This is a genomic window from Kitasatospora sp. NPDC023118 (assembly GCF_055560875.1).
This window is the reverse complement of sequence record NZ_JBVHHW010000015.1, coordinates 1-18,509: the sequence shown is the minus strand read 5'-3', so window position 1 is coordinate 18,509 and position 18,509 is coordinate 1. Positions and strand designations below refer to the sequence as shown.

Below are 18,509 nucleotides of genomic sequence, written 5' to 3'. Positions count from 1 at the left end.
CTTGGCCTCGACTCCTGCGCTGGTCAGCGCGCTGCGCGAGCTCGGCGACCGGCCCGCCGTCGTCGCCGACGGGCGCGCGATCAGCGGCATCGGCCTGCTGCTCGGCGTCTCCCCGCCGGGCGGCCTGCCCCGGGCCCTCGCCGAACGCGTCGCCGAACACGCCGCGATGCCGCCCTCCGCCGCCCGCACCGCCGAACAGCGGCTCCGGCACTGGGCGGGCGTCCTCGGCCCGCCGCCGATCCGGCACACCGTGCTGCACCCCGCCACCGACCTCGCCGTCGAACTCGCCCTGGCCACCCTGCTGGCCGGCGGCACCGTGCACTGCGCCGACCCCGAACAACGGGCCGACGAGCAGCTCGCCGCCCTCGCCGCCAACGGCACCACCCACCTCAGCCTGCCCTCCGCCCTGCTCTGGCGGCTCAGCCGGCAACCCGGCCTCACCGAGCACGACCTCGGCGCGCTGCGGCTGGTCCTGCACGTCGGACCCGAGCCCCGCCAGGACGACGTGTACGCCGCCGTCGACGCGCTCGGCGCCGTCCTCGCCCACGTCCGCGCCCCGCACAGCCAGGCCGAGGCCGCCGACCGCCGGCTGCGCGCCGACGCGCAGGCCGCCACCGCCGCCGCCTGGAAGCACAGCATCGGCGTCACAGCCGAGCAGGTCACCGAGTTCGGCGCCCACCTCGACCGGGCCGTCCTCACCTCGCTGCTGCACACCCTCCAGCAGGCCGGCGTCCTCACCGACCCCGCGCGCGGCTGCTCCGAGCCCGAGCTCCTCGCCACCGCCCTGGTCACCCCCGCCCAGCGCCCCCGGGTCGGCCGCTGGCTGGACGCCCTCGCCCGGCACGGCCTGATCGCCCGCCAGGACGGCGGCGCCCAGGGCCCGATCTTCCACGGCGCGCCCGCACTCACCGCCGCCGAGGTCCGGGACGCCTGGCGCCCCGCCGTCGAGGCCTGGGCCGACGGGCTCGGCCCGGCCGCCGCCCTCGACCGGGCACGGCGCGGCGCGCTGCGGCTGCCCCGGCTGATCGCCGGCGAGGAGGCGCCCCGTCCGGCCGCCGCCCCGGTCCGCTGGGCCGCCTCCCGCGGCTACCTCGGCACCGCCGTCGGCGCCCTGGTGCGCGGCACCGCCGAGGCCCACGGCGGGACGGAGCCGCTGCGGGTGCTCGAACTCGACCGCGACGGCGCCGAGACCGGGATCACCCGCACCCTGGCCGCCCGCCCCCGGCAGAACGCCGAGCACCACCTCGCCCCCGACGGCGGCCGCTACGACGTCGTGGTCGCCACCGCGACCGGACGGCCCGAGGAGGAGGTCCCGGCCCTGGTCGACCTGCTCTCCCCCGGCGGCCGGCTGCTGCTGCTCGCGCCCACCGTCGAACAGCTCGACCTGCTGATCACCGGCGACGCCCGCGGCCTGACCGCCCACCCGGCCGAACGCTGGCAGACCGCGCTCACCGCGGCCGGCTGCCCGACCGTGCTCACGCTGCCGGAGGACGGGCACCCGATGGGGCTGCTGGGGCAGCGGCTGTTCGCCGCCCGGGTGGACTGACGCCGAGCCACGGCTACGATCGGGCCCATGGTCGCTTCCGTGCGCTCGATCCGCTCCCGGGCCTCACTGGGCTCGATCGCCTCCATCGGTTCCATCGGCTCGCTGCTGTCGATCGGCTCGGTCGGCTCGGTGCTGTCCGTCGGGTCGGTCGGCAGCGTGCTGTCGATCGGCTCGGCCGGCTCGGTCTTCAGCGCGCTGTCGGCGTGCTCCTGGCTGAGCGTCGGCTCGCTGCTGTCGGTGCGTTCGCGCTGGTCGGTGCGGGGGCTCCGGGCGGTGCGCTCGTTCCCGGCGGTACGCCCGGCCGGCCCGTGCGGTCAGCTGGTGGGTAGGGGGCGGCGCCCGGGTCGCGGGCCGTCCGACATCGGGCGGTGAGGCCCGGGGCTGCCGCGTACCAGCCGTCCGAGAGCGGGCGGTGACGTCCCGGACACCCGGATGCGGGCGGCCCGTGAGCGGCTCGTGAAGCGCGGATCACGCGCCACCACCCGATCCGTACCGTTTCGATACCGAAGCCCGGATGAGCTGCGGGAATCCTCGCCCCGCGGGGCGGTCCCCGGGTAGGCTCCGGCATGTCCTCCGGGCCCTCGCGCGGGCGGCCCCCGCGCCGCCGGTGCCGCGTTCCGGGGGCACCTCCCCGCGGGCCATTCGGTGGGCTCCGCGCACTCGACACCGCGCGCCAGGGCAGTCGCGCGAACGGCGAAGGGCATCGCATTGGCGGATCGGCTCACCGGAGGAGACTCCTCGCTGCTGCGGCGGATCAACGCCGCGGTCACGCTTCGGGCGCTGCGGGCCGGCCACTCCGTGACCCTCACTCAGCTCGTCGGCGAGACCGGGCTCTCCCGGCCGACCGTCGAGGGCGTGATCGAGGGTCTGGTCGAGACCGGACTGGTGGCCGAGGTCGAGCAGCCCCGCGAGGACGGCCAGTCGGGCACCGGCCGCCGCGGCCGCCCGGCCCGCTGGTTCCGCTTCCGCGCCGAAGCCGGACACATCCTCGGCATCGAGATCGGCGTGCACGACATCCGGGTCATCCTCGCCGACCTCACCGGCGAGGTGGTGGGCAGTCACTTCAAGCCGGTGGACGAGACCCTGGACGCCGAGGACCGGCTCGCCGCCGTCCGCACCGCCGTCGCCGAGGTGCTGCGCAAGGCCGGGATCTCCCGGGACAACCTGTGGGCCGTCGGCATCGGCACCCCCGGCATCGTGGACCGCGAGGGCACCGTCCAGCTCGGCACCGCGATGCCCGGCTGGACCGGCCTGGACCTCGGCGCCCGGCTGCGGCGCTCGTTCCGCTGCCCGGTCCTGATCGAGAACGACGCCAACCTCGCCGCCATCGCCGAGCACTGGCAGGGCGCGGCACTCGGCGCCGACGACGTGGTCTTCGTGATGGCGGGCCTGAGCCCCGGCGCCGGCTCGCTGATCAACGGCAAGCTGCACCGCGGCTACGGCGGCGCGGCCGGCGAGATCGGCGCGCTGCACCTGCTCGGCCAGGAGGTCACCCCGGAGAGGCTGCTCTCCACCACCGGCAGGCCGCTCAACCCGCTGGACGAGGCGGCGGTCGCCCGGGTGCTGCGGCTGGCCCGGGAGGGCGACGAGGTGGCCAAGGTCGCCATGGACCGCTTCCTCACCCGCCTGGTACAGGGCGTCGCGGCGCTGGTGCTGGCCATCGACCCGCAGCTGGTGGTGATCGGCGGATGGGCCGCCGGACTGGACGGCGTGCTGGGGCCGCTGCGCGAGCGGCTGGCCCAATTCACCCTGCGCGCCCCCGAGGTGGCGCTGGCGGCGCTGGGTTCGGAGGTCGTCGCGATGGGCGCCCTGCGGGTCGCCCTGGACCACGTCGAGGACCAGCTCTTCGCTGTCGACCCGCCCCGGATCTGACCGGCGCCGGGCCCAGACCCCTACCCCCTCAACGGCAACGGCAACGGCCCGGACGCCACTTGGGCGCCCGGGCCGTTGCCTGAGGGTGTGGGATTGGTTCAGGAGGCGGTGCGTACCTCGGCCACCGCGCCGACCGGGGTGACCTCGACCAGGCCGGCCTCGCCGAAGGTCAGCTTGCAGGTGTCCGCCCGGTAGGTGGCGACGGCGAGCGCCACCAGCCGGCCCGCCGAGGCGTACTGGGTGGTCATGACCAGCACCGGGGTGCCCGGGGGGCGCTCCAGCAGCAGGGCCTCCTCGGCCTCGGCGACACCGAGCTCGACGGCGCGGGACTCGCCGTCCACCTCCAGTCGCTCCAGCTGGCGCAGCACCGAACGGGCGCGGTCGCTCTCGGCCCGGAAGCCGGGCAGGTGCGGCAGCGCGGAGGCCGGGACGTGCAGCGACTCGCAGGCCATCGCACGGCCCTCGACCAGTCGGACCCGACGGACGGTGTGCACGGTGGCGCCCTCGGCGATGCCCAGGTTCTTGGCCAGCTGCGCGGAGGCGGGGGCGGTGGTGCAGTCGACCGTGCGCCAGGCCTGGCTACGGCCGACGCCGGGCCAGCCCTCCTCCTGCCGGTTCACCGGGACGCCGACCCGCGGGGCGGCGATCAGGGTGCCGATCCCCCGGCGGCGGACCAGGCGGCCCTCCAGCTCCAGCTGGTCGAGCGCCTGCCGCAGCGTGGCCCGGGCCACCCCGAACCGGGCGGCGAGCTCGCGCTCGTTCGGCAGGACCTGGCCGGTGGAGAACTCCGAGTCGATCGCCCGCAGCAGCACCGTGCGCAGGTGCCAGTACTTCGGTTCCGGCACCGGCGAAAGCTGTCCTGTCGTTCCCACCGTGTCCTCCACCCTGCTGTTGTCCGCCCTGACAAGGAGGGCGGATCCCCGGCCCGCTGCCCGCTGTTGCGGCAGGTGGGAGAGCGGGCCTTTATCCGTCCTTCTTTATTAAAGGTCCTTGCAGTAAGCGACCCTAGGTGTTGCGTCCGGAGATGGTCAAGACCAATGGCGCAGCTTGATGCGGCCGTCGCGGAGATTCATGCCGCGTTCACGACAGCTGTTTTCCGGCGGCCCGACACCGCCTGCGGCAGCGCGTCACGCTTCGGTGCGGGCGAGGCCAGTCGGTAGGCTGCCCGGGTGATCGTGGTGACGAGTGTGAATGTGAACGGAATCCGGGCGGCGGCCAAGAAGGGCTTCGTCGAATGGCTGGCCGGAACCGAGGCGGACGTGATCTGCCTCCAGGAGGTGCGCTCCGAGCCCGGGCAGCTGCCCGTCGAACTGCGCGACCTGGACGGCTGGCACGCGGTCTGGGCCCCCTCCGTCGCCAAGGGCCGGGCCGGCGTCGCCGTCCTCTCCCGCCAGAAGCCGCAGCGCACCGCCATCGGATTCGGGTCGGAGGAATTCGACAATTCGGGCAGATATGTCGAAATCGACCTGCCCGGCCTGACGATCGCCAGCCTCTACCTCCCCTCCGGCGAGGTCGGCACCGAGCGCCAGGACGAGAAGGAACGCTTCATGGCGGAATTCCTCGACCACCTCACCGCCCTGCGCGCCCGCGCCGCCGCCGACGGCCGCGAGGTCGTGGTCTGCGGCGACTGGAACATCGCCCACCGCCCCGAGGACCTCAAGAACTGGAAGGCCAACCAGAAGTCCGCCGGTTTCCTCCCCGAGGAACGCGCCTGGCTCTCCCGTGTCTACGACGAGGCCGGCTACGTCGACGTCGTCCGCGCCCTCCACCCCGACCGCACCGGCCCCTACTCCTGGTGGTCCTACCGCGGCCGCGCCTTCGACAACGACTCCGGCTGGCGGATCGACCTGCACTGTACAACTCCCGGCATCGCGGCCAAGGCGGTCGAGGCGTACGTCGAACGCGCCGCCACCCACGCCGAACGCTGGTCCGACCACGCACCCGTCACCGTGGTCTACAACCACGACTTCTGACGCGCCTCCACGGGAGAGGGCCCCGCCTAGGCATGAGTGGGTGCGGGCTCCGCCCACAACGGGGCGGCTCCGTTCGCTGCAGGGCGGCCTGAACTCCGCGTCTGCTACTTCAGGATCAGCGTTGCCGTGAAGAACATCTGCCGAAGATCCGTCAGTGACCAGATTTCGGGACGCCACCGCGACGACGCGACCAGTCCCAGTTGGCCGCACCCGTTCTGCGCTGCGGCCAACCGACGCGGCCCGGGCGGGATGACGGGTCCGGTGCCGTCCGGTCGCGACGGCGACCGGACGGCACCGGCCTCACAACGTCGACGGTCAGGACAGGTAGTCCTCCAGCCCGCCGTCGCGCCGGATGTCCAGGGTGACGCAGTGGAAGCCGCCTCCGAGCACCCGGGAGTGCCGCAGCCGGTGCGGCAGGACGGTGATCCCGGAGTGCTCCAGCAGCTTGATCAGGCCCTCCTGGCCCGACTCGACGATCGCCGTGTCCGGGGAGACCATCAGCAGGTTCATACTGATCCAGCTCTCGCTGAGCGCGTGCTCGGGCATGTCGCCGGACGGCTCGGCCGGCGGGCACCACAGGATGTCCCAGCCCCGCAGCGGCTCCGGGACGGTCTCCGGGCTGATCCGCTCCGGATTGAGCAACACCAGCCCCGGCCGCAGCAGCGCGATGGTGCTGTCGATGTGGGTGTAGCCGTAGATGTCGCGCAGCGGGTGCAGCCGCAGGCCGCCGTCGCCGAGCAGGCCGAGGGTGGACTCCAGCCACTGCAGGCCGAGTTCGTTCCCGCTGCGGGAGACCTGGTAGAACACGTCCCGGCCGAGCCGCAGCACGTTCGCGGCGTCGAAGACCGGCTCGGCTTCGCCCAGCAGCGGGAGCCCGTCCGCGTCGAACTCGAAGAGCTCGTCCCTCAGTTGCGGCCTGGGAGCGGCCAGCCAGCGCGCGCCGCGGCGCAGGTAGTCCTGGAAGAGTCCGCGCAGCCCGAAGACCTCGAAGTAGCGCTGCCGCATCGGGCTCGCCACCTCGATCACCGTCTCGCCGACCACCAGCGTCAGGTCCCGCGGGCAGTAGGAGTGGAAACCGCCGTCGGCCTTCCAGGACGGAGAGGAGAACTCGGCCGCGTGGTCGATGACTCCTGGCTGATGGACGGTGACGCCGAGGTCCCGCAGGGTGGCCACCAGCGCGTCCAGGTCCTCCTCGGTCTCCTCCACGACCTGCTGCGGGTAGGGGCCGACCTCGATGGAGGCGAGGTCGGCGGCGCTGGTCTTCGGGAAGCAGGACAGCCAGGAGGACGGCTCGGTCTGCTCGGGCAGCCGGGCCCCGACGGCGGTGCCGACCACGACCTCCCGCAGTGTGGTGAACTCGTCCCAGCTGTGGACCGGACGGGCCGAATTGGACATGACTCCCCCTTGACACGGGTTTAGGGAAAAGCGGATACGGCGGCGAACGCGACGGCCTTGAAGTGCACGGCAGGACGGCCCGGCGGGGTGAGCGCCGAGCGGCCGCCGGCCGCCGACGGAGCGAGGTGCCCCGAACAACGCGGAACCGGCAGTGGAAATCGGTACGGATTAATCGCCGGACCGCCTCCGGGCCGATCACGGCGTACGGGAAATCACCGACCGGGCAGCCGAATTCGCCTTTCGACGGGCCGGGATCGACCGTCAAGCTACCCGCCCGGCCGACGGCGGCGCAAGGACCGTGATCGGCACCGAATACGCCGCCGCGACGAACCGACGGTTGATCCTCCCGTTGTTCGACTCCCCCATTCCGGCGCCGATCAATACCCGGGTGACGGCACGAACGAGGCGCTCGCGGGAACGACCGGCCGCCGCACCGCGCGCGGCCCGGCGCTCACCACCGCCAGGCCCGACGGATCCGGCTCCCGCCCGCCAGGGCCAGCAGCGCCCCACTGGCCATGGCGACTCCGGCCACCGCCAGGTTCTGGCGCTGCGCCCGACGCCGTTCGGCGGCGGCCGCCCGCGCCGAGGCCGCCAGGAAGGCCCGCTCGACCCCGGCCGGGGCCAGCTTGCCGGCCGCCACCCGCCGCCTGAGCTGGTCCAACCGGACGCCCCGGTACAGCAGTTCAGGGTCCCGGTCGGCGGCCGCCCAACCCCGCGCGGCCGCGGTGAGCCTGCGCTGTTCCCCCAGCCCTTCGCGGCCCTCCGCCAGCCATCCGCGCAGCCTGGGCCAGGCCTGCGGGAGCGCGTGGTGGGACAGCTCGACGGTGTCCCGGTCCACCACCACGAGCCGCGCCCGGACCAGCCGTTCCATCACCTCCGGTACGCCGGGATCGTCGAACTCGGCCCGCCTCACCGGCCTGCGGGTGCCCTCGTCGCCGCCCGACACCAGCTCACCGCCGGGCGTCAGCGCGTCGCCCAGTGCCGTCCCGCCACCGGCGGGGTCCTCACCGGCACCGAGCAACTCCCCGCCGAGCCGCAGGAACACCGCCTGCGCCCGCGTCCGGTCGGATGCCTCCAGCCCGTTGTACAGCGCCTCCGCCGTCCGGGCCAGCGCACCCTCGAAGCCTCCCGTGGCCTGGAACCCGGCCAGGGTGAGCGCGTTGCCGCTGCGCCGCCGCCAGGTCTCCAGCAGCGCCGCGGACAACAGCGGGAGCGCGCCGGGCTGTTGCGCGGCGGTCGAGATGAGGACGGCCAGCAGGGCACCCTCGACGGTGCAGCCGGCCCGTAACGCCGGTTCGGTGATCGCCCGCCGCAGCTCGTCCGGCGCCGGACGCCCCACCGACAGCACCCCGTGGCGACCGGCATCGGCCAGCCCCGGGTGCTCGGCGAGCAGCGGCCCGCTCTGGTCCGAGCGGACCACCAGCACCACCCGGCACCGGGCCGGCGCCGCCACCGGCAGCTCGGCCAGCGCCTCGCCCGAACCGCCCGAGGCCGTCGCCACCAAGGCGTCCAGGAAACGCGCCCGCTCGGCGGTGTCCCGGCAGCGGGTGCGCAGTTGCTCCCCCTGGTCCACCACCAGCACCGGGTCGCCGGCCGTCGCTCCGGGCGCGCCGTGCGTCGCCTCCCCGACTCGCTGCCCGAGCCGGGCGAGCGCGAGCGCGTACGCCTCCATCGGTCGTTCGCCCGGCGTCAGCAGTGCCACCGGGACACCACCCCCGCCGGCCGGGGACCGCCGTGCTCCGCCCCTGGCCCCGCTCCTCCCGGCAGCCGCGCCGGCGGCGGGAGCCCCGCCGAGCCGGTCCAGCAGACCGGCTCTGACCAGCGAGGACTTCCCCGCCCCGGACGCCCCGGTGAGGATCACAAGCCGCCGTTCGGCCAGCAGGGCGACCAGCCGGTCCAGCATCGCCTCGCGGCCGAAGAACCGCTCGGCGTCGGCCGCCTCGAACGCCGCGGCTCCGGGGTAGGGAGCCCGTCCGGCGTCCTGGGCGCGCCGCCGGGCGGCGGTGTCGGCGGCCAGGTCGGCGGCGAGCAACTGCCAGCGGTGCCGCCACTCCCGCACGTCCCCGCCGCAGGCCTGCACGTAGGCGAGGGTGACGGCGAGGCTGGGCAGCCGCCGACCTCCCGCGGCGACCGACAGGCTGGCCGCCGAACAGTGTGCCCGAACGGCGAGTTGGCGGTACGGCGGACTTCCGGCGCGCTCCCGCAGGGCCCGCAGATCGCCCGCGAATCGCAGCAGCGGCCCGTCCCCAGGGCCCAGTGGACTTTCCCCACGCGGCACTACAGCCCCCTTCTTCGTTGAAGCGGTGTCCTGACACCCTTGCGTGCCCACGCGCCCACGCGCGACGCGCGTCTCTCGTGTCCATCCCCCGGTCATTCATCATGCACAGCGCGGTTGGCGTCAAACAATGGTGCGTGCGGGTCGGTTGTTCCGAGTTGATGTTCAATGTCCAGCCGCACGGCGCCGAACAAAGCCGGTGGGATAGAACCGGGACCCGCAGCCTTCGCTGACTTCGGAGATATCCATGAAGTTCACGCGGTACTGCCGTTCCCTACTGTCCACACCCGCGATGGCGGTGGAGCGGTACAGCAAGAGCCACCAGTCCGGGGCCGACATCGCCATGGTCGACCTGGAGGATTCGGTCCCACCCGCCCGGAAGGAGGAGGCCCGCCGGCTCGCCGAGGAGTTCTTCACGCTCCCGTCCACCAAGCTCGCGCGCAGCGCGGTGCGCATCAACACCCTTTCCGGACCGGACGGTCTGCGCGACCTGATCGCCATCACCCGGTACCGCGGCAAGCCGGACCTCGTGCTGATCCCGATGGCGGAGTCCCCCCGGGACATCGAGATCGCCGCCGGCGCGCTCGGTCCGGACTGCCCGGAGACGGAGTTCCTGGCCGTCGTGGAGACCCCGCTGGGCATCGAGCGCGCGCCCGCCATCGCGGCCGCCGGACACCGGCTGCGCGGGCTGGTCTTCGGCTCGGCCGACTACGCCTTCGCGGTCGGCGCCCGGCTCTCCTGGGAGGCCCTGGCCCATGCCCGCGCCCGGGTGGTCAACAGCGCCCGCGCCGCGGGGGTGGAGGCGATGGACGCACCGTTCTTCGAGGTCACCGACCTGACCGGGCTGCGCCGGGAGGCCGGGCTCGCCCGGGACTTCGGGTTCAGCGGCAAGATCGCCGTCCACCCGCGCCAACTCGCGCTGATCAACGAGACGTTCAGCCCGGACGAGGAGCTGCTGGCGCGGGCCCGCCGGGTGGTCGCGGCCGGTCTGGAGAACGGCCGCTCGGTCACCGTCGTGGACGGGGTGATGGTCGGCATGCCGTTCTTCGAGGCCTCGCAGCGCCTGATCGAGCAGTTCGACCCACCCCGGCCCGAAGGCCACCTGCCCACCGACCCCCCGAACCACGCGACGGAGAAGTGACCATGACCGAAGAATCCATCCTGGGCCCGCGCCGGTACCGCAACGCCGAGACCATGCTGGCCGCCGCCGACCCGGTCTGGCAGGCGGCCGCAGCCAACGGCCTGATCGGCATCACGGTGGACTCGGAGTCCAACAACCGGCTGATCGTCCGCGAGAGCGGCCACGAGTTCGCCAACATGGTCTCCTGCGCCTACCTGGGCCTGAACAACCACCCCTCGGTAGCGGCCGCCGCGGTGGACGCGCTGGCCGAGTCCCGCAGCACCTGGCTGGTCACCTCCACCACCCGGATCCGGCACAACCTGCTGGTCCGCCTGGAGGAGGAGCTGGGCGAGCTGTTCGGCGCGCACATCCTGCCGGGAGCGTCCTGCACCTCGCTCACCGCCGGCATCCTGCCGCTGATCGCCTCCGGCCACCTGGACGGCACCTGTCAGAGCGGCGGCGGGCCCCGGGTGATGGTCTTCGACCGCTTCTGCCACTTCTGCATGGCGTACGTGAAGCCGATCTGCGCGGACGAGTCGCTGGTGCTGACCTGCCCGCACAACGACCTGAACTACCTGGAGGACATCTGCCGCAAGTACCCGCGGGTCGCCTACGTGGCCGACGGCGCGTACTCGATGGGCGGTGCGGCGGCCCTCGACGGGCTGCTCGAACTCCAGGACCGCTACGGGCTGTTCCTCTACATCGACGACTCCCACTCGCTGTCCATCATGGGCGAGCGCGGCGAGGGCTTCGTCCGCTCCCGCCTGGAGATGAACCCGCTGACGGTCATCGTCGCGAGCCTCGGCAAGGGCTTCGGCACCGGCGGCGGCGTCGCGATGCTCGGCAACCGCGAGCAGTTCGAGTTCCTGCACCGGCACGCCGGCCCGGTCGGCTGGTCGCAGAACGTCGCCCTGCCGCTGGTCGGCGCCTCGCTGGGCAGTGCCGCCATCCACCGCTCCCCGGAACTGGGTGAGCTTCAGGCCAGGTTGAACCGCAACATCGATCTCTTCGACGAACTGCTGCCGACCACCTTCGCGGGCAACGGCCTACCGGTGCGCCGGGTCGACGTCGGAGACGCCGAGCGGGCGGTCAAGCTGTCCGCCCAGCTCTTCGAGCGCGGCTTCTACAGCTCGGCGGTGTTCTTCCCGATCGTGCCCAAGGGCGAGGCCGGGCTCCGGCTGATGATGCGCGCCGACATGGACGAGCGACTGATCCGTGAGTTCGCCGGCCACGTCAAGGAACTCACCGCCGAATAACAGGAGTTGGGGGAAACCGCGATGGACGGAACCGAACCGGCCGGCTACCGGCGGATCGGCGAGCGCCGCTACCGCGAGGTGGTCGGGCGCTACTACGAGGAGTTCGAGGTCGGCGAGGTGGTCGAGCACCGCCCCGGGCGGACCGTCACCGAGCTCGACAACGTGCTGATGAGCATGCTGAGCATGAACGACGCCCCGCTGCACATAGACGCCGCCTACAGCGAGCACACCCCCTGGGGGCGGCCGATCGTCTCCAGCCTGGTGACGCTCAGCATCGTCGGCGGGATGACCGCCCGCTCGACGAGCGGGCGCACCATCGCCAACCTGGGCTGGGAGAACATCCGGATGACCCACCCGGTGTTCGCCGGCGACACCCTCTACGCGGAGACCGAGACCCTCGCCAAGCGGCTGTCCAAGAGCCGCGCCGGGCAGGGCATCGTCAGCTGCCGCACCACCGGGAGGAAGTCCACGGGAGAGGTCGTGGTGGAGTTCGAACGCAGTTTCCTCGTCCCGCTGCGCGGCCACGGCCTGGACGAGGTCGCCGGGTATTGACCGGGCACCGGGCCCGACAGCGGACTGTCGGGCCCGGTGCGCACGCAGGCTCAGCCCTAGCGGTGGACGTCCACCAGCACCTTGCCCATGGTCTCCCGCGCGGCCAGCGCCCGGTGCGCCCCGGCCACCCCGGCCAGCGGTACGGTCCGGTCGATCCTGGCCACCAGCCGCCGCTCGGCCGCGAGTCGGAAGAGGCGATCGGCGATGCCGGTGAACAACGCCCGCTCCTCCAGGACGTGGTGGAGCCAGAAGCCCAGCAGCCCCGCCGAGCGGTCGGCCAGTTCGTCCACCGAGAAGCTCTCCTCCGGTCCACCCCGGGCCCCGACCGACAACAGCCGCCCGAACGGCGCCAGTCCGGCCAGCCCGGCGCGCAGCACCCGGCCGCCGACCAGGTCCACGAACAGGTCCACCCCACCCGACTCCGCGATCCGCCCGCCCAGGTCTGGATCCTCGGGGTCGAGGGCCGGATCGGCTCCCAGCGACCGCGCGAACTCCCGCTTCGCCGGGGTGGAGGCCACGGCGAGCACCCGGCCCGCGCCCAACTCCCGTGCCAGCTGCACCGCCAGGTGGCCGACCCCACCGGCGGCGGAGGTCACCGCGACGGTCTCGCCCGGCCGCAGCCGCCCCGCCAGGGTCAGCGCACCGTAGGCCGTCGCCCCCTGTTCCAGCAGCGCGAGCGCCTGCTCGTCGCCCACGGCGTCCGGCACCTCCACCGTGTACGCCGTCTCGGCGCAGGCCACTTGGGCGTACCCGCCGCCGGCGCGCAGCAGGGCGGCGACCCTCCGCCCGTCCCCGCGCCGCCGCCCGACCACGTCGGCGCCGAGCACCGCCGGCAGCGGGTAGCGCGCGTACTCGCCGGTGCGGCACTGCAGGTCCGCGTAGTTGAGCCCGGCCAGGGTGACGTCGATCAGCGCCTGACCTGGACCGGCCACCGGCTCCGGCACCGTCTCGGTGCGGAACTCCTCCGGCCCGCCGTAGCGGTGGATCACCGCCGCGCGCATCCCGCTCACGGCCGCGTGGGGTCTCATCCGGCGAAGAGCGCGAGCAGGTCGGCCTCCAGCGCGCGGGTGGCCTCCGGGCTCTTGGCGATCACGCAGTACATCACCGAGCCGTCGGCGGGCGCGAAGTCGCAGCTGTACACCACACCGGTGCCGGTCTCCGGGTCGAAGGCCAGGCCGGCCGCGTCGATCGCCGCCACGGCCTCCGCGAAGGACGGCACCTTGAGGCCGGCGAGCTCCAGGATGTAGCGCGAGTCGCGGTGCTCCTCGCGCAGCAGGCGGCCGAAGTAGGCGTCGTGGAGGTGGCTGGAGCCGGTGAGCCGGCCGTTGGTCTCGTGGAAGTAGATCTCGCCCTTGGGGGTCAGCACGGCGTCCGCGCTGACCGTGCCCCGGTAGCCGATCACCCGCAGCGACTCGCACAACCGGGCGGCCTGGCCGACGAGTTCGGCCCGGGCGTCGGAGTCCGGGGTTACCGGCGGGGTGATCTCCCCGACCACCACCGGCCGCATGACCATCTCGCCGCAGCCGGAGAGCACCACGGCGGTGTCGTCGATGACGAACTGTGCGTACAGCGGCGCGGAGTCGGCGAAGTACCGCTCCACCACCACCCGTTGGCCGCGTCCGCCGGTCAGCCAGGTCCACCGCTCGGCCACGTACGCGGCCACCGACGCCCGGTCCGGCAGCGGCACCACCCGCTCGGCACCGGCCGCGTCCACCTGCTCGTCCCGGGAGAGGATCTCGTTGCCGAAGCCGCCCGCCTGGTACTCCACCTTCACCATCACACTGTGCCCCTGCACCAGCAGGTGCTCGATGGCGGCCTCGACCTCCGCGGGCGAGCCGGCCACCGTCCCGGGCGGGATCGGCACCCCGGCGCCCGCGGCCAGGGCTCGGAACCCCGCCTTGCTGTTGACCAGGGCGTTGCCGCCCTGCGCCGCGAAGGGGTGGCCGGGCATGGCGTGCGCCATGCCGAGCGCGGCCGCCAGCTCCGCCACCGCGCCGTTCGGCGAGATGGCCAGCACCTCGTCGACGGTGCGACCGTCCAGGGCGCGACGCAACTGCGCGCGGAAGCCCGGGTCGACCAGGCGGTCGGTGGTGAGCATCTGGTCGCCCTGCTCGCCCGGCGGCGGCACCACGAAGGTCAGGCTGTCGGCCCGCACGCCGGTGAGCCCGGTGACGTACGCCAGGTACTCCGGGTCAGGGCCCCAGGGCAGCACCAGGACGTCACCGTCCTCGGCCCACCACAGCATCCGCTGCGCCCCGCACCCGGCGAACCGCTGCTCCAGCGGCGTCATCCCGGTGAGGTCCCCGACCATCTCCTCGGTGCGGTTGTTCGCGATGCAGAGCGTCGTCATCTGGTGAACTCTCCCGGCGTTCGGCGCTGTTGCGGCCCTGGTCCGACGCACGACACGGGTGTGGCGTGCGCTACCGGTGTAGCGCACCGGGATTGTTCTGGTTCGGCCCTCGGTCATTGAACAAAACGCCGAACAACCGGCGGCCCGCCGCGCTCCCCCGGTGACCGGCCCTGACCTGCGCCGACGTGCGGGGCGTTTGACCTCCCCCCACTACGGCGCAGCCTCCTCGCCGCCACTGCAGACGGCTCCGGCGTACCGGCTGGGCCACGGCGACACCTGGAGCGCGACCGCCTTGGACCACGCCTGATGCATCGACTCGACCTCCTCCCCGGTGTGCCCCTTGGCGGTGTGAGACCCTACCGTCGGCTACCGAGCGGTGGCGCTTGAGGCGGTTGATGCCGCACTCCACGGCGTGGCGCTACCGGTACCGGTACCGGTAGCGCCTGCCTGCCACGGCTCGGCAGACTTCGGCTACGGCAGGTCGCACACACAGCTCTACAAGCGACTGGCGCCGCGCCGACGCCGGGGGAACTGGTCCCGGAGCTGCCACGACGACCACTCCCGCCGGGACCGCCGAGAACCGACACAAGATCACACGCCGCTTCCGGCAAACGAGTTACTGTGGTGAGGGATGGTCGGGGGAGGGCCTGAGATGCGATTGGGCGTGCTGGGGCCGCTTGAGGTCGAGACGGGCGGCGGAGATCGCCTCGTCGTTGCCGCGCCCAAGCAGCGCGCCCTCCTGGCCTGCCTGGCGCTGCGTGCCAACCTCACCGTCTCGACCGGCGCCCTGATGGAGGCAGTCTGGCCGCACCACAAGCCGGTGAACGCCAAGCCGGCGATCCTCAACTACGTGGCCCGGCTGCGCCGGAACCTGCTGGAGGTTGCCGACCGTCTGCAGACCACGGCCGGCGGCTACCGGCTGGAGGTCCGCGAGGACGCCGAGCTCGATCACCTGCACGCCGCAACGCTGGAGACCCGGGCCCGGAAGGCGGTCTGCGGTGGGGACTGGCGGTCCGGCGAGCGGCACGCGGACGCGGCCCTGGCCCTGTGGCGCGGTGAGCCCCTGGAGGACGTGCCGTGTGAACGCCTCCAGGCCGACTGGGTGCCCTCGTTCGACACACTCCGGCTGCGCCTGGAGGAGGTCCGGCTGGACGCGCTGCTGAGCGGTACCCACTTCGACCGGGCCTTGCCGCGGCTGATGGATCTCACGGTCGCTCACCCGCTGCTGGAGCCGATGTACGAACGCGCCATGGTGGCCCTGTACGGCACCGGGCGCCGCGCCGAGGCGCTCAGCTGCTACGGCAGGGCCCGACGGACTCTGCGGGACGGCATCGGCGCCGACCCCTCGCAGTGCCTGCAGGAACTGCACGGACTGGTACTGCGGGACGCCCCGCTGTCCGAGCTGATGGCGGTATGGCACCGGGCGCACGCCCTTGCCCACTCCGGTGGCCGATCCGTGGTTCGGGCAGAGGCCGAGACGACGGGGACCGGACGGGCGCCGTCCCGAGTACGGGTGGCTGCGACGGCCACGGCCCGGGTCACAGCGGGGACCGAAGCGGCGAGCGTCGCACCTTCGCGGGACGACCTGACGGATGCGGTGCGGGGCGACACGCCGGGCGGACAGTTCGTCGGATTCCCGCTGTCGCAGCTGCCGCGCCCGCCGCGGCTGGTCGTCGGTCGTGAGCGGGAGCTGCGGGAGCTCACCCGGCTGCTGGCCGCACCCGCACCGCCGCCGGAAGCGGCAGCCGCCCCGCATGCCCTGATCATCGGTGTCGGACCCGGCCTCGGCGTGGCCGTGGCCCGCGCCTTCGCCGAGGCCGGCCACGCGGTCGCGCTGATCGGCCGGACCGGCCCCAAGCTGAAGGAGTTGGCCGCACGGCTCCACGAGGAGGGCCACACCGCGCACGTCTACCGGGCCGATGCGGCGGACCCGGCGCAACTGGGTTCCGCACTGGACGCCGCCGTCACCGACCTGGGCGCGCCCGAGGCGCTCGTCTACAACGCCGCCCACGCCCGCCCCGACACCCCCACCGCGGTCAGCCCGGAGGGCTGGGCGGCCAGTCTCGCGGTCAACGTCATCGGCGCGACGGTCGCGGCCGGTCACGTGATCCCGGCTTTCCGTGGCGGGCGCGGGACCGTCCTGTTCACGGGTGGCGGCTTCGCACTCGCGCCGTCCCCCGACTACACCACCCTCTCGGTCGGCAAGGCGGCGCTACGCGCCTACGCACACGCCCTGCACGAGGAGCAGCGCGACGCGGGCGTGCACGTCACCACGGTCACCGTCCGCGGCTTCATCCGCCCGGGCGACGAGCGGTTCGACCCGGCGACCATCGCCAAGGTCTACGTGGAGCTGCACCAGCGGCCCCGGGACCAGTGGCAGCCGGAGTACGTCTTCGCGTGAGGCGGGCGTGGTGGCCGAGGAAGGAAGCTGCCCCGGCCACCACGCCGCAACGTCCGCCATGGCAGCCAGATCCGCCGCCGACAGGTCTGTCTCGTACGCACGGGTCTGCTGCCCGGCGGGCGTGACGACGAGGTGCGTCTCGACGCCGGCCTTGCGCGCCAGCTCCAGCACCCGCAGCCCGTACACGATCCCGGTCGCACCACTGATACCCACGACCAGCCGACGTCTGTCCATCCGTCCTCCTCCAGTGCGAGGACGACGTTAGGCAGCCGCACCAACGCCCCTCTATCGCGGCACTATCGCGAAGGGTCCTCGCAACCCGGGTCCAAGCTCGGCGCGCTGATGACGAACGTGGCCTCCTCCGGTGGGATCGCGCGCTTCCACGTCACCGCGGCCGCTCAGGCCCGACGCACCCGGACTCCGCACTCGGCGATCGCCCGCTCCTCAGCGTCCGGGAGTCCGGTGTCGGTCACCAGGTCGTGGACGTCGGTGAGCGGGCAGATCGAGGCGAAGGTGACCCGGCCGACCTTGGTCCGGTCGGCGAGCACGACCGTACGGGCGCTGCCGCGCAGGAAGGCGCGGTCGGTCTGGGCCTCCATCTCGTCGTGGGTGGTGCAGCCCTGCTCGGCGGTCAGGCCGTCCACGCCGATGAAGGCGAGGTCGAGGTGGTAGCGCTGGAGCATGCTGTCCGCGGCCGGGCCGACCAGTTCGTAGCTGGCCGAGCGGGCGATGCCGCCGATCACGACCAGCCGGACCTCGGGACGCACGATCAGCTCGGCCGCGATGTTGACCGCGTTGGTGACCACGGTGACCTTGCCGCGCTCGGCCAGCACCCTGGCCAGTTCGGTGGTGGTCGTGCCGCCGGTCAGGCCCACCACGGCGCCCTCCGGCACCAGTTCGGCCGCGGCCCGGGCGATCCGGCGCTTCTCCTCCTGCTGCCGATCGCCCCGGTGCCGCAGCGGGATCTCCAGGTTCACCGATCCCGTCACCGCACCGCCGCGGGTGCGCTGGAGCAGCCCCTGCCCCTGCAGTTCCTGCAGGTCCCGACGCACGGTCGCCTCCGAGACCCCGAGCAGTTCGGCGAGCGTGTGCACGTCCGCGCTCCCCGCCTCGGCGATGTGCGACACGATCCTGGCGGCGCGATCAGCTTTGAGCATGGACGGAGTGTAGATCAGGACTGGTCACCTGGCCGAACACGCAGCATTCCACCCGGACCCCTGGCATTACGCCGCCCATTCTGTTCATAATTGCTTACACTTTGAAGCATTCGAACAATTATAAGCAGTGATGGAGACGAGTGTGATCGACACGGGTCGTATCGCCCTGGCCGGCGCCCGACTGGTCCTGCCCGGCGGCGTCGTCGAGGGCGACCGGATCGCCGTCCAGGGCGAGCGCATCGCCGGCTTCGGTGGTGCGACCGAGCCCGGCGACCTGGACCTGACCGGCCACACCGTCGTCCCCGGCTTCGTCGACCTGCACGTCCACGGCGGCGGCGGCGCCTCGTACGCCTCGGGCATCGCCGAGGAGGCCCTGCTCGCCGCCCGCACCCACCTCGACCACGGCACCACCACCACCGTCGCCTCCACCGTCACCGGCGAGATCGACGACCTCGTCCGCCAGGCCCACGTCCTCTCCGAACTCGTCGAGGACGGCGTCCTGGCCGGCATCCACTTCGAGGGCCCCTTCATCTCCCACAACCGCTGCGGCGCCCACCGCCCCGACCTGCTGCGCGACCCCGACCCCGCCCTCGTCCGCAAACTCGTCGACGC

General features: G+C 73.2%; 15 protein-coding genes and 1 pseudogene. 9 read left to right on the top strand and 7 right to left on the bottom strand.

Going from position 1 to position 18,509, the window contains the following annotated elements; all coding sequences use genetic code 11:
- Position 1: 1 nt before the first annotated feature.
- From ACZ3UD_RS20515 to ACZ3UD_RS20505, 3 genes are all read left to right on the top strand, one after another.
- Entirely contained in the window at positions 2-1,546 is a 1,545-nt protein-coding gene (locus ACZ3UD_RS20515) for a hypothetical protein (RefSeq protein ID WP_465589300.1), read from the top strand.
- Positions 1,547-1,573: 27 nt separating this feature from the next.
- Complete coding sequence (locus ACZ3UD_RS20510; protein WP_465589297.1) at positions 1,574-1,918, top strand: hypothetical protein; 345 nt, start codon at positions 1,574-1,576, stop codon at positions 1,916-1,918.
- Positions 1,919-2,254: 336 nt separating this feature from the next.
- On the top strand, positions 2,255-3,418 hold the full coding sequence (locus ACZ3UD_RS20505) for an ROK family protein (protein WP_465589294.1): 1,164 nt from the start codon (positions 2,255-2,257) through the stop codon (positions 3,416-3,418).
- A 98-nt stretch (positions 3,419-3,516) separates the two neighbouring features.
- On the opposite strand, the gene ACZ3UD_RS20500 is transcribed toward ACZ3UD_RS20505, so the two are convergent.
- Entirely contained in the window at positions 3,517-4,290 is a 774-nt protein-coding gene (locus ACZ3UD_RS20500; RefSeq protein ID WP_465589292.1) for a GntR family transcriptional regulator, read from the bottom strand.
- Between the two features lie 297 nt (positions 4,291-4,587).
- Between ACZ3UD_RS20500 and ACZ3UD_RS20495 the strand changes: the two genes are divergently transcribed.
- The gene (locus ACZ3UD_RS20495) at positions 4,588-5,391 is read left to right on the top strand and encodes an exodeoxyribonuclease III (protein ID WP_465589289.1); all 804 of its coding nucleotides are present in this window, start codon (positions 4,588-4,590) and stop codon (positions 5,389-5,391) included.
- A 315-nt stretch (positions 5,392-5,706) separates the two neighbouring features.
- Here ACZ3UD_RS20495 and ACZ3UD_RS20490 read toward each other — a convergent pair whose 3' ends face one another.
- Together ACZ3UD_RS20490 and ACZ3UD_RS20485 are read right to left on the bottom strand one after the other, a co-directional pair.
- The gene (locus ACZ3UD_RS20490; RefSeq protein WP_465589286.1) at positions 5,707-6,786 is read right to left on the bottom strand and encodes an inosamine-phosphate amidinotransferase 1; all 1,080 of its coding nucleotides are present in this window, start codon (positions 6,784-6,786) and stop codon (positions 5,707-5,709) included.
- A 451-nt stretch (positions 6,787-7,237) separates the two neighbouring features.
- Positions 7,238-9,064, bottom strand: coding sequence for an nSTAND1 domain-containing NTPase (locus ACZ3UD_RS20485; protein WP_465589283.1), 1,827 nt, complete (start codon positions 9,062-9,064; stop codon positions 7,238-7,240).
- Positions 9,065-9,308: 244 nt separating this feature from the next.
- Between ACZ3UD_RS20485 and ACZ3UD_RS20480 the strand changes: the two genes are divergently transcribed.
- From ACZ3UD_RS20480 to ACZ3UD_RS20470, 3 genes are read left to right on the top strand one after another with little or no spacing between them, the layout of a single operon-like run.
- Positions 9,309-10,202 carry an HpcH/HpaI aldolase/citrate lyase family protein gene (locus tag ACZ3UD_RS20480; protein WP_465589280.1) on the top strand — a complete coding sequence of 298 codons (894 nt, stop codon included), beginning with the start codon at positions 9,309-9,311 and terminating at the stop codon, positions 10,200-10,202.
- Positions 10,203-10,204: 2 nt separating this feature from the next.
- Positions 10,205-11,437, top strand: coding sequence for an aminotransferase class I/II-fold pyridoxal phosphate-dependent enzyme (locus tag ACZ3UD_RS20475; protein ID WP_465589277.1), 1,233 nt, complete (start codon positions 10,205-10,207; stop codon positions 11,435-11,437).
- A 21-nt stretch (positions 11,438-11,458) separates the two neighbouring features.
- The gene (locus ACZ3UD_RS20470; RefSeq protein ID WP_465589274.1) at positions 11,459-11,989 is read left to right on the top strand and encodes a MaoC family dehydratase; all 531 of its coding nucleotides are present in this window, start codon (positions 11,459-11,461) and stop codon (positions 11,987-11,989) included.
- A gap of 56 nt (positions 11,990-12,045) precedes the next feature.
- Here the strand turns inward: ACZ3UD_RS20470 and ACZ3UD_RS20465 are convergent, their stop codons facing one another.
- Together ACZ3UD_RS20465 and ACZ3UD_RS20460 are read right to left on the bottom strand one after the other, a co-directional pair.
- Positions 12,046-13,017: a quinone oxidoreductase family protein gene (locus ACZ3UD_RS20465; RefSeq protein ID WP_465589271.1), complete on the bottom strand. Its 972-nt coding sequence runs from the start codon at positions 13,015-13,017 to the stop codon at positions 12,046-12,048.
- A complete protein-coding gene (locus tag ACZ3UD_RS20460) occupies positions 13,014-14,339 on the bottom strand; it encodes a preATP grasp domain-containing protein (protein ID WP_465589268.1) in 1,326 nt (441 codons plus the stop codon). Before ACZ3UD_RS20460 ends, ACZ3UD_RS20465 begins: the two co-directional genes overlap by 4 nt.
- Before the next feature lie 652 nt (positions 14,340-14,991).
- Here ACZ3UD_RS20460 and ACZ3UD_RS20455 point away from each other — a divergent pair.
- Positions 14,992-16,740 (top strand): SDR family NAD(P)-dependent oxidoreductase, encoded by a 1,749-nt coding sequence (locus tag ACZ3UD_RS20455; protein WP_465589265.1) that lies wholly within the window; start codon positions 14,992-14,994, stop codon positions 16,738-16,740.
- A gap of 87 nt (positions 16,741-16,827) precedes the next feature.
- On the opposite strand, the pseudogene ACZ3UD_RS20450 reads toward ACZ3UD_RS20455, so the two are convergent.
- Positions 16,828-16,974, bottom strand: a pseudogene (locus ACZ3UD_RS20450) (flavoprotein); the annotation flags it as partial.
- A gap of 164 nt (positions 16,975-17,138) precedes the next feature.
- Positions 17,139-17,897 (bottom strand): DeoR/GlpR family DNA-binding transcription regulator, encoded by a 759-nt coding sequence (locus ACZ3UD_RS20445; RefSeq protein WP_465589262.1) that lies wholly within the window; start codon positions 17,895-17,897, stop codon positions 17,139-17,141.
- A 142-nt stretch (positions 17,898-18,039) separates the two neighbouring features.
- Between ACZ3UD_RS20445 and ACZ3UD_RS20440 the strand changes: the two genes are divergently transcribed.
- On the top strand, positions 18,040-18,509 hold a 470-nt coding region (locus ACZ3UD_RS20440; RefSeq protein ID WP_465589259.1), incomplete at its 3' end, for an amidohydrolase family protein.